Source organism: Streptomyces sp. NPDC026394 (assembly GCF_055567735.1).
The window spans coordinates 150,922-165,498 of sequence record NZ_JBVHPX010000004.1 but is presented as its reverse complement, the minus strand read 5'-3'; the positions used below and the strand labels follow the sequence as shown (position 1 = coordinate 165,498).

Sequence of the window (14,577 nt, the reverse complement as noted above, 5' to 3'; positions counted from 1 at the left end):
CTATCCCGCAGGGTCAGGGCAGTCTCCAGTCCACCGGCTGCGCGCCCTGCCGCACCAGCAGGTCGTTGGTCCGGCTGAACGGGCGCGAGCCGAAGAACCCCCGATCCGCCGACATGGGGGAGGGGTGCGCGGACTCCACCGAGGGCAGGTCGCCGAGGAGCGGTCGCAGATTGCGCGCGTCACGGCCCCACAGCACCGACACCATCGGACGGCCCCGCGCGACCAGGGCCCGGATGGCCTGCTCCGTGACCTCCTCCCAGCCCTTGCCGCGGTGCGCCGCCGGTTTGCGCGGCGCCGTCGTCAGCGCCCTGTTGAGCAGCAGGACGCCCTGCCGTGTCCACGGCGTCAGGTCGCCGTTGGACGGCCGCGGCAGCCCGAGGTCGGAGGCCATCTCGCGGTAGATGTTCTCCAGGCTCCCGGGCAGCGGGCGGACGTCCGGCGCGACGGAGAAACTCAGGCCCACCGCGTGGCCGGGCGTCGGATACGGGTCCTGCCCGACGATGAGCACCCGGACGTCGTCGAAGGGTTGTTGGAAGGCGCGCAGCACATTGCTGCCCGCCGGGAGGTACGTACGCCCCGCGGCGATCTCCGCCCGCAGGAACTCGCCCATCCTGGCGATCTGTCCGGCGACCGGCTCAAGTGCCTTGGCCCAGCCGGGTTCGACGATTTCATGAAGAGGTCGTGCAGCCACGACCGTCACCCTACTGGCCGCAGGGTGATCCTCTTCAACCGACGGCCGGATCCGCCACCCCGCTCAGCCGACGGCGGCTGCCCGTACGCACAGCACGTCCGGCAGGTGCGAGGCGAGCTGCTGCCAGCTGTCGCCGTCGTCCGCGCTGGCGAAGACCTCCCCGTTGCGGTTGCCGAAGTAGACGCCGGCGGGGTCGGTGTCGTCGACGCACAGCGCGTCCCTGAGCACCGTGCCGTAGTGATCCTCTTGGGGCAGACCGTCGCTGAGCGCCTGCCAGCTCGCACCGGCGTCCTCGGTGCGGTACACCCGGCAGCGGTGTTCCGCGGGGACGCGGTCGATGTCCGCGGTGATGGGGAAGACGTACGCCACGTCGGCCCGGCGCGGGTGGGCCGCCGTCGCGAACCCGAAGTCGGAGGGCAGTCCGCCGCCGATGTCCGTCCACTTCGCGCCCGCGTCGTCGCTCCGGTAGACGCCCCAGTGGTTCTGCAGATAGAGCCGGTCCCGGTCCACCGGGTCCTGCGCGATCTTGTGTACGCACTGTCCGAACTCCGGGTCCGGGTCGGGCAGGAACACCGCCTTCACACCGCTGTTCGACGGAGCCCAGCTCCGGCCGCCGTCCTTCGTACGGAACACACCGGCGGCGGAGACCGCGACCGTCACCGCGTCCGCGTCCCGCGGGTCCGTGATCACCGTGTGCACCGCCAGCCCGCCACCGCCGGGCACCCACCGCTCCCGGGAGGGGTGGTCCCACAGGGGGCGGACCAGCTCGAACGTCTCACCCCCGTCCGCCGACCGGAACAGTCCGCCGGGCTCCGTCCCGGCGTACACCACGTCGGGCGCGGCCGGGCCCGCCGGATGGAGCTGCCACACCCGTTCCAGGGAAGTCTCCGTGTCCGGCGGGTACTTGACGGGCGGGCGGGACGGTTCCCGCCAGGTCTCGCCGAGGTCGTCGGAGTGGAAGACCGAGGGGCCCCAGTGGGTGCTGTCCGCCCCGGCCAGCACCCGGGGTGCCGGGCGGCGGGTGTCGATGCCGATCGCATACACCGCCTGCGCGGCGAAGTGCGGCCCGCTCAGCTCCCAGTCGCCGTGCCGCCGCCGACCGATGAACAGCCCCTTGCGCGTGCCCACCGCGAGGAGGACGTCTGTCTTGTTCGAAGTCTTGCCGGATGCCATGCCGAACACCTCCGGGACGCCGTTGTCTCAGATACCGCTCAGTCTGCACCCGACCACTGACAACGGCCCTCCGGCGCCCCATCCGCGCAGGTCAGAACGTATGTGCCCGCCGTTCTCGGCCGGTGCGGAGCGGCCGTCCCGGCACACGGGAAGGGCCGGCCCCCTGTCGCCAGGGGGCCGGCCCGTCGCCGCCGTTCGGTCGTGCCGCGTCAGTGCCGTTGGTTACGGCCGATGGTCACGCGGTAGATCACCAGGACGATCACCGAACCGATGATGGCCGCGATCCACGTCGAGAGGTGGAAGAAGCCGTTGATCGACTCCACCCCGAAGATCACCTTGCCGAGCCAGCCGCCCAGCAGACCACCGACGATGCCGATCAGCATGGTGACGAGGCATCCACCGGGGTCCTTACCCGGCATCAGTGCCTTCGCGATCGCACCCGCCAGCAACCCGATCAGGACCCACGCGATGATTCCCATGGCAGCTCACCTCGTTCACAAATAAGATCAAAACGCTTCGACTCTGGTGTTTCCCGCTTTTGCGGATCGAAACACTGCAAGTGCATCGGTTCTTCATACGATCCCTCCGGACGCCTCCTTGGGCCTGCCCTCTCCGGCGCCTCGGCGCGGGTGCGGCGCTCAGGGGCGTCGCCGGCGCCGGCGGACGCGGCGCAGCGCATCCGGAGGGCGTCAAAAATCGCTCGAACGAGACGCCCCGGGGCGCTTATCGTGAGCCGGTCGGCCCAGTGCGGAGCTCCGGGCCGACCGGCCGGTCGCGGCGGTACGGGGGTACGCCGCGAGCCGGACGGTACAGCGGCGTGGAACGACGTGCGGGGCCGGACCCATCGGGGCCGGCCCCGTTCGCGTGCGCCGACGCGCCCCCTCGCACCCCCGCCACAAGTACGAGAACCGTCGTAGTTTGACAGACCCCGTACTACGAGGGCTATCGTACGAAGCGTCAAGCCGAAGCATCACCGAACGCGGGAGTCCGTCGTGAGCGCACTGTTCGAGCCCCTCACCCTCCGGTCGCTGACCATCCCCAACCGCATATGGATGGCTCCCATGTGCATGTACTCGGCGGCGCCGGACGGTCCGGAGCAGGGTGTGCCCAACGACTGGCACTTCCAGCACCTGGCCTCGCGCGCCGTCGGCGGTACGGGGCTGATCCTGACCGAGGCGACGGCGGTGAGCCCCGAGGGGCGCATCAGCCCGTACGACCTGGGGCTCTGGAACGACCGGCAGACCGCCGCGTTCCGCCGCATCACCGACTTCCTGAAGGCGCACGGCTCCGTCCCCGGCATCCAGATCGCCCACGCGGGGCGCAAGGCCTCCACCGAGCGTACGTGGGTGGACCGCGGCGCCGCGATCGCTCCCGGTGAGGGGCACGGATGGCGGCCGGTGGGCCCGAGCCCGCTGGCGTTCGACGAGACGTCCGCCGAGCCGGCGGAACTGTCGGCCGAGGAGATCCAGGAGATCGTCGGGCAGTTCGCGGCGACCGCGCGGCGGGCCCTGGAGGCGGGCTTCGAGGTGGCGGAGATCCACGGCGCGCACGGCTACCTGATCAACGAGTTCCTCTCGCCCTACACCAACCGGCGCACCGACGAGTACGGCGGCTCGTACGAGAACCGCACCCGGTTCGCGCTGGAGGTCGTGGACGCGGTGCGGGCCGTGTGGCCCGAGGGCCTGCCGGTGTTCTTCCGGATCTCGGCGACGGACTGGCTGTCGGAGAACGCGGACGACGAGCGCGAGGGCTGGACCGCCGACGACACCGTACGCTTCGCCGCCGACCTGAAGGCGCACGGCGTGGACCTGCTGGACACCTCCACCGGCGGCAACGCCCCCGGCGCGAAGATCGCGGTGGGCCCCGACTACCAGGTGCCCTTCGCCGAGCGGGTCAAGAAGGAGACCGGGCTGCCGGTCGGTGCGGTCGGTCTGATCACCGAGGCCCAGCAGGCCGAGAAGATCATCGTGGACGGCCGGGCGGACGCCGCCCTCATCGGCCGTGAGCTGCTGCGCGACCCGTACTTCGCCCGTAACGCGGCCCGCGAGCTCGGTGCCGACATCCACGTCCCGAACCCGTACCACCGCTCCTGACGCGTGCGGCGCGCCCTGCCGGACCGGATGCCCGTACGACGGGCGCCCGGCCCGGCAGGGCGCGCCGCCTCCGGTCGCTGTTGTCATGAGCATGTCAGTCAGTCGACCGTGTCGTCAGTCACTACGGCACCCCGTGCACAACGAAAGAGCGCTGGGGTTAGCATCTGAGCACCGCCTAGCTCGAAAGATGGACCTGTGACTGTCAACGAGGACTCGTTCACAAACTGGAAGAACCGCGAGGAGATCGCGGAGTCGATGATCCCGATCATCGGGAAGCTGCACCGGGAGCGGGACGTCACGGTCCTGCTCCACAGCCGCTCCCTGGTGAACAAGTCGGTGGTCAGCATCCTGAAGACGCACCGATTCGCGCGCCAGATAGCCGGCGAGGAGCTCTCGATCACCGAGACGTTCCCGTTCCTGCAGGCCCTCACCGCTCTCGACCTCGGTCCTTCCCAGATCGACATCGGCCGGCTCGCCGAGACGTACAAGGCCGACGACCGCGGCCTGTCGGTGGAGGAGTTCACCGCCGAGGCCGTCGCGGGTGCGATGGGCGCCGACAAGATCGAGTGCCGGAAGGGGCGCGACGTCGTCCTCTACGGCTTCGGCCGCATCGGCCGGCTCGTCGCCCGGCTGCTCATCGAGAAGGCCGGCTCCGGCAACGGCCTGCGGCTGCGTGCCGTCGTCGTCCGCAGGGGCGGGGAGCAGGACATCGTCAAGCGGGCCTCGCTGCTGCGCCGCGACTCCATCCACGGCCAGTTCCAGGGCACCATCACCGTCGACGAGGCGAACAGCACCATCGTCGCCAACGGCAACGTGATCAAGGTGATCTACGCCGACGACCCGTCGGAGGTGGACTACACGGCGTACGGCATCAAGGACGCCATCCTCATCGACAACACGGGCAAGTGGCGCGACCGCGAGGGACTGTCGAAGCACCTGCGCCCCGGCGTCGACAAGGTCGTCCTGACCGCGCCGGGCAAGGGCGACGTCCCCAACATCGTGCACGGCGTCAACCACGACACGATCAAGCCGGACGAGCAGATCCTGTCCTGCGCGTCCTGCACCACCAACGCCATCGTCCCGCCGCTGAAGGCGATGGACGACGAGTACGGTGTGCTGCGCGGTCACGTCGAGACCGTCCACTCGTTCACCAACGACCAGAACCTGCTGGACAATTACCACAAGGCCGACCGCCGCGGCCGCTCGGCGCCGCTCAACATGGTCATCACCGAGACCGGCGCCGCCTCCGCCGTCGCCAAGGCGCTGCCCGACCTCCAGGCGAAGATCACCGGCAGCTCGATCCGCGTCCCGGTGCCGGACGTCTCGATCGCCATCCTCAACCTCCAGCTCGCCCGGGAGACCAGCCGCGAGGAGGTCCTCGAACACCTCCGCGACGTGTCGCTGACCTCGCCGCTGCGGCGTCAGATCGACTTCACCAGCGCCCCCGACGCGGTCTCGAACGACTTCATCGGCTCGCGCCACGCCTCGATCGTCGACGCCGGTGCGACCAAGGTCGACGGCGACAACGCGATCCTCTACCTCTGGTACGACAACGAGTTCGGCTACTCCTGCCAGGTCATCCGCGTCGTCCAGTACGTCTCCGGGGTGGAGTACCCGACCTACCCGGCGCCGGTGACCGGCTGATCCGGACATCCGGCTGAACCGGACCGGACCATCGGCCGACCCGGCCGTTCCGGCCACCCGGCCACGAGGCGGCAGCAGGAAGGCGACCGGCCCTGAGAGGCGCTCAGGTCGCGCTCCCGCTGCCGCCGTCGGCCGTCACCCTCGGCGGCCGGCACCGGCCGTCACCACCGGCCGTCGCCGTAACGCCGGTGCAGCTCGCTGATCTCCTGGTCGTCACGGGCGGCCATGGACCGCGTGCGCCGTACGCCGGCCTCTATGACGAAGAGCACGAGCCCGCCGACGAGCACCGAGCCGAGCAGTAACACCACCACACATTCCACATACACCTCCTACCCGGCGTCCGCCGTGTTGCAACGGGCTTCCCCGCCGCACCCACCGCAACCGGTCCGCCGGTCACGGCGGTACGTGGAAGGTGTACGCGTGGCCGCAGGCGTCGCAGGCGAAGCGGCCGTTCAGTCCGTCGTTGGCCGTCTGGCAGCGTGGGCACGGTGCGGTGGTGAAGTATTCCGGCCACCGCTTGCCCGCGTCCCCGGTGTCCACGCCACCCGGCCTCGGCTCGCCCTCGGTCATCCGGACGCTCCACAGTTGCACGACCACCCGCCATCCGGTCCCTGAATTACCTGAGCACCACACCGGCTGCAATACATGACTGCTCCTCGACCCGCACCACAGCACCCCGCGCCCAGACCGAGTACACCTATCTCAACATCGCCACGCCGTTATTCAGAGAATGTCCGGAAACGGCATGGCGTTCCGGTTGTGGGACGTCGCAGGGACCTCTGGAGCACGTCGCGGCGCCGACTGTCCCACCCGGAGGCCGACGGAGGAACCCGTCCCCTGGCCGGCAGGCGTCTTTCAGCCAGGCGCGCCGCCGTCCCTGCCGATCCGGGTGGCGGGATCCGGCGCGTACGAGCAGGACGCCGCCCGTCCGGCGCGCCGCCGTTCGGGTACGCCCCCGCCCGCGTACGACGTGGCCGAAGGGGCCCCGGCCGTAGGCTGACCGGCGCCGGGGCCCCGGCCGGTTCACCGGGGTCCGGGGAGTCACCGGGCGTGAGCGGCCGGGGCCGGGGTACGCGAGCGGTTCCGGAAACGGAGGAAGGGTGGACGACGTGCGCAGTGTGGGTGTGGAGGAGGAACTGCTGCTGGTGGACGCGCGGACCGGCGAGCCGCGGGCGCTCTCGGCGGCGGTCCTCGCGGCAGCGTCGCGTGACCCGCTGGGCAACGAGGAGGTCTTCGAGAGCGAGCTGCACCGGCAGCAGCTGGAGTTCGCCACCCGGCCGCAGACGGACATGGGCGACCTGGCCAAGGAGATACGGCGCTGGCGGGCGGAGGCGGCACGCCACGCCGAGGGGCTGCGGGCGTCGGTGGCCGCCCTGGCCACCTCGCCGCTGGAGGTGAGCCCGACCATCGGCAGCGGCGAACGCCACCAGTGGCTCGCGGAGAACTTCGGCCTCACCGCCCAGGAACAGCTGACCTGCGGCTGCCACATCCACGTCTCCGTGGACTCCGACGAGGAGGGCGTGGCCGTACTGGACCGGATGCGGCCCTGGCTGTCCGTGCTGCTGGCGATGAGCGCGAACTCACCGTTCTGGCAGGGCGGGGACAGCGGGTACGGCAGTTACCGCAACCGGGTGTGGGGACGCTGGCCGTCGGCCGGCCCGGTCGAGGTGTTCGGCACCGCCGACCGCTACCACGAGCAGGTCGGCGACATGACCGCCAGCGGCGTGCTGAAGGACGAGGGCATGGCCTACTTCGACGCGCGCCTCTCCCGTACGTACCCCACCGTCGAGACCCGCGTCGCCGACGTGTGCCTGGACCCGTCCACCACCGTGCTGCTGGCCACCTTGATCCGTGGCCTGGTGGAGACGTCGGTACGCCAGTGGCACGACGGCGTCCCGCCCGGCCGCCACACCGTCGCGCTGCTGCGCCTGGCCACGTGGCGCGCCGCCCGCTCAGGGCTGGAGGGCGAACTCATCCACCCCGTCACGATGCGTCCGGCCCCGGCCGAGGCCGTCGTACGGGCCCTGTTCGACCATGTACGCGACGCCCTGGAGGACAGCGGCGACCTCGTGCCCGCGCAGGAGGCACTGGCCACCCTGCTGAAGACGGGCAACGGCGCCCGCGTACAGCGGGAGTTGCTGCGCAGCACGGGCAGTCTGCGGGGCGTGGTCACCGAGTGCGTACGGCGCACGCTCGACTGAGACGGGCCCGCTGCCGGTACGGTCAGGGGAGCGGGCCCCGCCCAGCTCCGGACAGCCTGCCGTGATCGGAGGGGACATGGACGACCTGAGGGACAGGACCGCCGTGGTCACCGGTGCCGCGAGCGGTATCGGGCGGGGCATGGCCGAGGCGTTCGCCCACGAGGGCATGCGGGTGGTGCTGGGCGACGTGGAGGAGGCGGCGCTCCAGGCCACAGCGGCGGGACTGCGGGACGGCGGCGCCGACGTGCACGCCGTCGTCACCGACGTGGCCGAGGCGGACGAGGTCACCGCGCTCGCCGAATCCGCCCTGCGCGCCTACGGCGCCGTACATGTGCTGTGCAACAACGCGGGTGTCCACACGGGCAGCAAGCCGAGCTGGGAGAGCACCCTCGACGACTGGGCCTGGATTCTCGGCGTGAACCTGATGGGCGTCGTGCACGGCATCCGCACGTTCCTGCCCGTCATGATCGAGCAGAACGAGGAGGCGCACATCGTCAACACCGCCTCGATGGCCGGTCTCCTCCCGGGCGGCTCGCTGTACGGGGCGACGAAGACCGCCGTCGTCTCCCTCTCGGAGACGCTGCACCTGGAACTCGTCGAGAGCGGGCGCAAGCCACGCGTGTCCGTACTGTGCCCCGGCCTGGTCGACACGGACATCTACCGCTCCCAGCGCAACCGGCCGCCCCGCTACTCCGACGCTGGCCCGGTCCCGGGCAACTGGTCGCCCGACGCGGCCCGGAAAGCCTTCGAGGACTTCGGCGTCCCCCCGCGCACCATCGGCGACGAGGTGGTGCGGGCCATCCGGGAGGAGCGCTTCTACGTCCTGACCCACCCGGAATACCGGGACCACATCAGGCACCGGGCCCAGCAGATACTCGATGGCGAGAACCCGACGCTGCTGCCGCCGCCGGGGAAGTGAGCCGGGGTGTGCGGGGCGTCGTCGTGACCGCCCGGGGCTAGGCTCGCCGTATGGCAGCGGCACGGTGCATCGGCGAGAGTTGTGCCGTGGTGGCCGTCGCCGCCTCGGCCGGAGGCGTGTTCGCGCTGCTGGAGCTGTTCGGCTCCTTCACCACGGGGCCACCGGTGCCGACCCTGGTCGTCCAGCACCTGAGCCCGCGCCACCGCACGCTGCTCGACACGATCCTCCAGCGGCGTACGCGGGTGCCGGTCGCCATGGCCCGGGACGGTGAACGGGCCGCGGCCGGGCGGGTCTACCTGGCGCCGCCCGACCGGCATCTGCTCATCGGTCCCGGCGGCATCCTGACCCTGTCCGACACGGAACGGGTGAACCGGGTCAGGCCCGCCGCGGACCGGCTGTTCACCTCGGTCGCCGAGACCTACGAGGACCGTGCCTGGGCCTTCGTGCTCAGTGGGACCGGACGCGACGGCGCGGCGGGCGCCCGGGCCGTCAAGGACGGCGGCGGTACCGTCGTGGTCCAGGACCCGGAATCCGCCGACTACCCCGGCATGCCCCGGGCCGCGCTGGAGGCCGGCGCGGTGGACCATGTGCTGGCCCTGCACGACATCGAGGAGATGATCCGCACGTTCGCCGCTTCCGGGCAGAAGACCTGACGGCGGGACTCCGGGCGGGCGGGCCGGAACAGGTGCCCGGCCGCTCGCCTGTGGTCGCGGAGGAAGGCGGGGATGCCGGCCCGGGCCGGGTAGTCGGGCAGCGGTGCGGGCCGGTCGTCGAGGAACGCGGTGATGACGGCTGCCGCTCGCCGGTCGTTGTCGTCCAGACCGTTCCACATGTGGTGGCCGACGCCGGGCAGGCACTGGGTGCGCCGGATGGCGGGGTCGGCCGCGAGGACGCCGGTCTCCCACTGCCGAACCTGTGAGGTGCACTCCGCGATCATCAGCGTCGCGGGTGTCCGGGACCGCTTCAGCAGCGGGGCGAGGGAAGGGGAGGGGGAGTCCTCGATCGTTTGTTGGACACGGAGGCTGGCGGCGGCGCTGAAGGAGAAGTTCCGCGCCGTGTCCTCGACCGGAACGCGGCGCGCGTCCCGTGCGCAGTAGGCGGACGCGGTGTCGCTGCCGAGGTCGGCGGCGCGCAGTCCTTCGTCCCGTCGGACCGGGTCGGCGACCGCGACCCGGTGCGGCCGCTGGTCGTGGCGATCGACCGCGTCGTGGCGGACCGTGTCCTCGCGGGCGGCACCACACAGATCGCGGTCTCGTTGTGGGCCGCCCTGCACGGGCTGGTGTCCCTCGAACTCGCCGGCGCCCTCGAAGGCGCCGCAGCCGAGACCGCTTTCCGGTCGACGATCGACGCCGTACTGCGCGGCTGGGCAACTTCCGACGCCTTCCCGGGCCTTCGGGGTGCGGACATGGTGCCGTGAGACCGCGTTCGGCCCACCTGGCGGTCCGGGGCTGCAATACATTGGCGTGACAGCGGCGGGCCCGGTCCGGCGCGGGTGGGTGGGGGAGGCATGTCGGGACAGACCGTCGCGAACCTGATCGAGAAGCTGCAGCCCGGTGGACCGGGGCCGTCCCGTCTGTGGTGTGCCCAGTGCGCCGTCCTGCTGGACGTGGACGGTACGGCGATCTCGCTGCACTTCGACGGCTCGCAACTGCTGTGGCACAGCGACCCCGACGGAGCACGTCTGGACGATCTCCAGTTCACCCTGGGCGAGGGACCTGGCCTGGACGCGGCCCGCGACGGCGCCCTGTGCCTGGTCGCCGACCTGTCCCGCTGCGGCTCCCGGTGGCCGATGTTCGCCGCACAGGCACGGGAACTGGGTATCCGGGCGGTCTTCGCCTTCCCCCTGCGGCTCGGTGCGCTGCGGGTCGGCGCTCTGACCTGCCACCGGCGCACGCCCCACCGGCTACCGCCGGAGAGCGCCGCCGGCGCGCTGACGCTCGCGGACGCGCTGACCCTGTTCCTGCTCGGCGGCCGGCACGCCGGTCCGCGGTTCCTGAACCCTGCGGACCTGCACCGTTCGGAAGTCCACCAGGCCACCGGGATCCTCAGCGTCCACCTCCGGGTGCCGCTGGCCAGCGCCCTGGCGCGGCTGCGCGCCCACGCCTTCGCCACCGAACGCCCCATCACCGAGGTGGCCCGCGATGTGGTGGCCGGGCGCCTGCGCCTGCCGCGCGATGCCACCAGCGCTTGACCGTACGGACCCACGCGCACACGACGAAGGTGCGGGACGGCCGTACAGCCGCCCCGCACCGGGCATCGCACGCCGGCCCGCCCGGGGGCGGTGGCGCGTCAGGTGGTCAACGTCAGTCGTTGACGCAGGTGTTGCCGAAGGTCGGGTTGAGCAGACCGACGATGTTGATGCTGTTGCCGCAGACGTTGACCGGCACGTGGACCGGAACCTGAACGGTGTTGCCGGAGACCACGCCCGGCGAGTTCAGCGCCGCGCCCTGGGCCCCGGAGTCGGCAGTCGCGAGGCTCGCGCCGCCCAGGATGATGGCGCAGGTTCCCGCGGCGGCGACGGCAGTCTTGATGGCACGCGACATGGAATGTTGCTCCTCGTACATTGAGAAAAAGGACAGGCGGCCTGGCGGGGACACCCGGTGCCCGCCACCACGGCTGGTGGGCCGCCGACCACCAATCAACCCGATGCGGCGCCGTTTGTCGCGAAGAACGGAAGGTGTTCACTCTATTTAGGGTGGAGATCGAATCAGCGTATTATTTATCCAGGTCGGGGCCGGATTGACCGTCCCCCTGCCGGAGGCGGGCGGCCGGCGCCCGGCCGCCGGCCGCCACGGTCCCTACGGGCCGCAGGTCGCGTCCCGGATCGCCGATGTGGTACCGGCTCTCCTTCGCCACGAGGTGCCCGCGTGCCGCGTCGGCCGCGCTGCCCGTGCCCTTGGCCGCTTCCCGGGCGCCCTCCACCAGCGGCGTGGCGCTGCGCTGCCCCGGCACCACCTCGCCGGGGCAGGGCGCCGCTCCGGCGGGCACCGCCGAAATCGCCAGTGCGGCGGCGCCCAGCAGCGCCGCCGCACTGGCGAAACCTTTACGCGCACCGGCCGCTCCACGCGGCCCGCGTAACCCGCCCGGGACCTCCGGTCTTTCCCGTACCGGTCTCCCGTCCCCTGTCCCGCACTCACGCGAGGCGACTCCTTCCGCCCTCTGCCGCACGGTTCGCAGCCGTCACTGTTGTGGACGGGAACATGCAAGCGGCCGGCTGTTCACCCCGACAACGAACCCGACAAGTCGGTGGGCGGCTTCCGGACGCGTGGGGAGAGCGGGGCGAGGTGTGGCCGTTCGGGGAGGGGCGCGGTACCCCGGGCGGGAAGGGCGCGTCAGTCGATGTTGATTTTGAAGGTGGAGGTGGTGTTGCGGATGTTCTCCGCGTTGTCGCGGAGGGTCAGACGGTGGAAGGCCGCCTGGCCCACGGCCGGTCCGCCGGCCGCTTCGTTGGCCCAGACACCGAAGCCGGACCGGTCGTTGTACTCGTCACCGCTCTTCTTCGCCCCGGAGACGGTCACGTCGGACAGCTCGGTGTCCTGGACCGGGTGCTGCGGCTGCTGGCCGACGTAGTTGGTCTGGAACATGATGCCGTGGTACGTCGGGTCGGTGATCGCGGCGCCCTTCACCCGGATCGCCCGGAAGGGCTTCGACGCCGAGTAGAGCCAGATGCCGGGGAAGGTCTGGCCGTTCCAGAAGTGGCCGCCCGCGCGCTCGATGCCGAGGTTCTCGAACGTGGTCTGTCCGGGCCCGAAGCCGTTCATCGGGATGCCGAAGTCCAGCGACGAGATGGTCACGCCGGCGTAGACCAGGGTGTCCACGACGCGGACGTTGCGGAAGGTGTTGAGCTGCCCGCCGTACACGGCCAGGCCGGCGGCCCGCCAGGTGAGCTTGGAGGTGAGGTTCTCGTAGACGTTGTGCGTCTGTTCGCCGCCGCCCGAGTCGAGCGCGGAGAACAGCGCGAAGGAGTCGTCGCCGGTGGCCCGCGCCTCGTTGTTGGTCACCAGGTTGTCGCTGGAGCCGTTGGTCATGTTCAGACCGTCGGCGAAGGTGTTGCGGATCCGGTTGTTCCGGATCGTCATCCGGTCGGTGTTGGCGCCCCAGTAGAGGCAGACCATGTGCTCGGCCCAGATGTTCTCGATGGTGATGCCGGAGATGTTCTGGAAGTCGAAGACCTTGCCGGGGCCGTCGATGCGCGAGGTGTAGTTGCCGAAGTAGGCGAAGCCGGCGAACGTCGAGCCGTCGGCGCCGTCGGCGGCGCGGAAGCCCACGTCGGTGTTCTGCTGGCCGGCCGGGGCGTGGAAGCGGGTGAACCACGGCCCGGCGCCGAGCACCTTCACCGGCTTCAGGTAGACCTGGAACTTGCTCGATGTCTGGTAGTCGCCCGGCGGCAGATAGACGCCCTTGATCCTGCCGGTGGTGTCCATCCGGGCCCGGTCCAGCGCGTTCTGCACGTCCTGGTGACCGAAACCGGCCGGTTCCACGAACGCCTGCCGGTCCGGGTTGGGCGCCGCGGCCACCTTCTCGAAGTCGACGAAGTCGATCGCGTACGTGGAAGGGTTGTCGGCGTCCTTCTGGAGCCGGACCTTGCTGCCCGCCGGAACGGTGCGGCCGAGGTCGAGATGCGCCTCGTCGTAGATGTGCCGGGCCGGGCCCGCGCCCGGGTCGTTCACCGGGGCCGCCTCCGGGCCGTACAACCAGGCGTACTTCGACGTCAGGTCGAAGGGCTTGGCCTTCTGGCCGTTCACATAGACGTTGAGCTTCGCGTTCGTGCCGCCGCCGCCCGGTGCGTCCGGTATGGAGAAGCGGGTGACCAGGGTGCTGGTCTCCACCGGGGTGGTGAACTCCACGTACTGGCCGGTCTGCTTCAGGGTCACGGCCTTGCGCCCCGACGCCTCGCCCGCCAGGTCGCCGATCCTGCGGTTCGGGCCGACCACCTGCGCGCCGCCGCCGGTGGCGCCGGACTCGGCCTCGACGGTGGTGTACGGCATGGTCGCGCCGGTCGCGGCTCCGGCCCCGGCCCGCCGGGGCTGCGGTGCGGGCTTCGCGAGCGACGGCCTGAAGGCCGCGCGTGACGAGCCCTGGCCCGCCGCGACGGTCCGGGTGACCGTAGGCCCGTCGGGGGACTGGTTGCCTGCCGCGTCCCGGGCCCGCACGGTGTAGGCGGTCCGGTGCGGCGTGCCGCCGGGCGCGGTGGTGTCCTCCCAGTGCGTCGCCGTGGCAGGCAGTCCGGCACGCAGCCGGCCGTCGGCGTAGACGTCGTACCCGGACGCGCCCGGAGCCCGCTCCCAGCGCAGCGTCGCGCCGTCCAGCCGGACGTCGCGCGGCGCCTCGGGGGGCGCCGTGTCGCCCGACGCCGCGGGGAACAACGCGAGTTCGCCGACCCGCTGCGCTCCGGCCACCCGGACGTACCGCACCGGCGCGCCGTCCAGGCGCAGGGTGACGTGGCCCTGGCGGGACCGGGAGTCGGACAGCTCGACGAAGTCGCGGCCGTTGGCGGAGCCCTGGAGCTGGACCTGCTGGGCCTTGCCGGGCAGTGTGAGCTCGACCCGGTCCAGGCGGCGGGTCGCGCCGAGGTCGGCCTGTACCCAGCGGGCGGCGCTGCCCTTCGCGTAGGTGTCCGGGTCGCCGTCGTGGGCGCGGGCTGCCCCGTCGCCACCGAGGCGCGCCGCCAGCGGGCCTGCGCCCGAGCCGGCCGGTCCGGTGGCGGCTTCGGCGGCGAACGCCTGCCAGCCGGTCGCCAGCAGGCCGGTGCTGAGCACGGCGGCCAGTACGGGCCGCCAGGCCCTTCTGCGTGATGGAGTGGTGTGTTGTGTGGAGCCCATGACTTTCCCTTCTGTGGGGAGAGGGCGGCGGCCG

General features: G+C 71.4%; 14 protein-coding genes and 2 pseudogenes. 7 read left to right on the top strand and 9 right to left on the bottom strand.

What is annotated here, in order from left to right; translation table 11 throughout:
• Positions 1–13: 13 nt before the first annotated feature.
• The 3 genes from ACZ4QV_RS12205 to ACZ4QV_RS12195 form a co-directional block, all read right to left on the bottom strand.
• Positions 14–691, bottom strand: coding sequence for a uracil-DNA glycosylase (locus tag ACZ4QV_RS12205; protein ID WP_030019129.1), 678 nt, complete (start codon positions 689–691; stop codon positions 14–16).
• Between the two features lie 63 nt (positions 692–754).
• Entirely contained in the window at positions 755–1,864 is a 1,110-nt protein-coding gene (locus tag ACZ4QV_RS12200; RefSeq protein ID WP_361147635.1) for a WD40/YVTN/BNR-like repeat-containing protein, read from the bottom strand.
• Positions 1,865–2,073: 209 nt separating this feature from the next.
• Entirely contained in the window at positions 2,074–2,343 is a 270-nt protein-coding gene (locus ACZ4QV_RS12195) for a GlsB/YeaQ/YmgE family stress response membrane protein (protein WP_361147633.1), read from the bottom strand.
• Between the two features lie 513 nt (positions 2,344–2,856).
• Here ACZ4QV_RS12195 and ACZ4QV_RS12190 point away from each other — a divergent pair.
• Both ACZ4QV_RS12190 and ACZ4QV_RS12185 read left to right on the top strand, forming a co-directional pair.
• Complete coding sequence (locus ACZ4QV_RS12190; protein ID WP_361147631.1) at positions 2,857–3,957, top strand: NADH:flavin oxidoreductase/NADH oxidase; 1,101 nt, start codon at positions 2,857–2,859, stop codon at positions 3,955–3,957.
• A gap of 195 nt (positions 3,958–4,152) precedes the next feature.
• Positions 4,153–5,601, top strand: a complete 1,449-nt coding sequence (locus tag ACZ4QV_RS12185; protein WP_361147629.1) for a glyceraldehyde-3-phosphate dehydrogenase — start codon at positions 4,153–4,155, stop codon at positions 5,599–5,601.
• 161 nt (positions 5,602–5,762) lie between these two features.
• On the opposite strand, the gene ACZ4QV_RS12180 is transcribed toward ACZ4QV_RS12185, so the two are convergent.
• Positions 5,763–5,909, bottom strand: coding sequence for a hypothetical protein (locus ACZ4QV_RS12180; protein ID WP_361147626.1), 147 nt, complete (start codon positions 5,907–5,909; stop codon positions 5,763–5,765).
• An 85-nt stretch (positions 5,910–5,994) separates the two neighbouring features.
• Positions 5,995–6,171, bottom strand: coding sequence for a hypothetical protein (locus ACZ4QV_RS12175; protein ID WP_361147623.1), 177 nt, complete (start codon positions 6,169–6,171; stop codon positions 5,995–5,997).
• Between the two features lie 539 nt (positions 6,172–6,710).
• Here ACZ4QV_RS12175 and ACZ4QV_RS12170 point away from each other — a divergent pair.
• From ACZ4QV_RS12170 to ACZ4QV_RS12150, 5 genes are all read left to right on the top strand, one after another.
• A complete protein-coding gene (locus tag ACZ4QV_RS12170; protein ID WP_467762914.1) occupies positions 6,711–7,802 on the top strand; it encodes a glutamate--cysteine ligase 2 in 1,092 nt (363 codons plus the stop codon).
• Positions 7,803–7,878: 76 nt separating this feature from the next.
• A complete protein-coding gene (locus ACZ4QV_RS12165) occupies positions 7,879–8,721 on the top strand; it encodes an SDR family NAD(P)-dependent oxidoreductase (protein WP_361147620.1) in 843 nt (280 codons plus the stop codon).
• Positions 8,722–8,771: 50 nt separating this feature from the next.
• Complete coding sequence (locus ACZ4QV_RS12160; RefSeq protein WP_361147617.1) at positions 8,772–9,374, top strand: chemotaxis protein CheB; 603 nt, start codon at positions 8,772–8,774, stop codon at positions 9,372–9,374.
• Positions 9,375–9,730: 356 nt separating this feature from the next.
• Positions 9,731–10,138, top strand: coding sequence for a WHG domain-containing protein (locus tag ACZ4QV_RS12155; protein ID WP_361880342.1), 408 nt, complete (start codon positions 9,731–9,733; stop codon positions 10,136–10,138).
• A 90-nt stretch (positions 10,139–10,228) separates the two neighbouring features.
• Positions 10,229–10,912: a GAF and ANTAR domain-containing protein gene (locus ACZ4QV_RS12150; RefSeq protein ID WP_467762846.1), complete on the top strand. Its 684-nt coding sequence runs from the start codon at positions 10,229–10,231 to the stop codon at positions 10,910–10,912.
• A 112-nt stretch (positions 10,913–11,024) separates the two neighbouring features.
• Here the strand turns inward: ACZ4QV_RS12150 and ACZ4QV_RS12145 are convergent, their stop codons facing one another.
• From ACZ4QV_RS12145 to ACZ4QV_RS12130, 4 genes and pseudogenes are all read right to left on the bottom strand, one after another.
• Positions 11,025–11,264: a chaplin gene (locus ACZ4QV_RS12145; protein WP_361147609.1), complete on the bottom strand. Its 240-nt coding sequence runs from the start codon at positions 11,262–11,264 to the stop codon at positions 11,025–11,027.
• Positions 11,265–11,436: 172 nt separating this feature from the next.
• Complete coding sequence (locus tag ACZ4QV_RS12140) at positions 11,437–11,709, bottom strand: hypothetical protein (RefSeq protein WP_467762845.1); 273 nt, start codon at positions 11,707–11,709, stop codon at positions 11,437–11,439.
• A 344-nt stretch (positions 11,710–12,053) separates the two neighbouring features.
• A pseudogene (locus ACZ4QV_RS12135) lies at positions 12,054–13,718 on the bottom strand (glycosyl hydrolase); the annotation flags it as partial.
• Positions 13,719–14,117: 399 nt separating this feature from the next.
• Positions 14,118–14,543, bottom strand: a pseudogene (locus ACZ4QV_RS12130) (discoidin domain-containing protein); the annotation flags it as partial.
• Positions 14,544–14,577: the final 34 nt, after the last annotated feature.

Coding starts and splice junctions, on each gene's coding strand:
- ACZ4QV_RS12200 (WP_361147635.1), bottom strand. CDS start 1,864: ATGGCATCCGGCAAGACTTCGAACAAGACAGACGTCCTCCTCGCGGTG.
- ACZ4QV_RS12195 (WP_361147633.1), bottom strand. CDS start 2,343: ATGGGAATCATCGCGTGGGTCCTGATCGGGTTGCTGGCGGGTGCGATC.
- ACZ4QV_RS12175 (WP_361147623.1), bottom strand. CDS start 6,171: ATGACCGAGGGCGAGCCGAGGCCGGGTGGCGTGGACACCGGGGACGCG.
- ACZ4QV_RS12165 (WP_361147620.1), top strand. CDS start 7,879: ATGGACGACCTGAGGGACAGGACCGCCGTGGTCACCGGTGCCGCGAGC.
- ACZ4QV_RS12160 (WP_361147617.1), top strand. CDS start 8,772: ATGGCAGCGGCACGGTGCATCGGCGAGAGTTGTGCCGTGGTGGCCGTC.
- ACZ4QV_RS12150 (WP_467762846.1), top strand. CDS start 10,229: ATGTCGGGACAGACCGTCGCGAACCTGATCGAGAAGCTGCAGCCCGGT.
- ACZ4QV_RS12145 (WP_361147609.1), bottom strand. CDS start 11,264: ATGTCGCGTGCCATCAAGACTGCCGTCGCCGCCGCGGGAACCTGCGCC.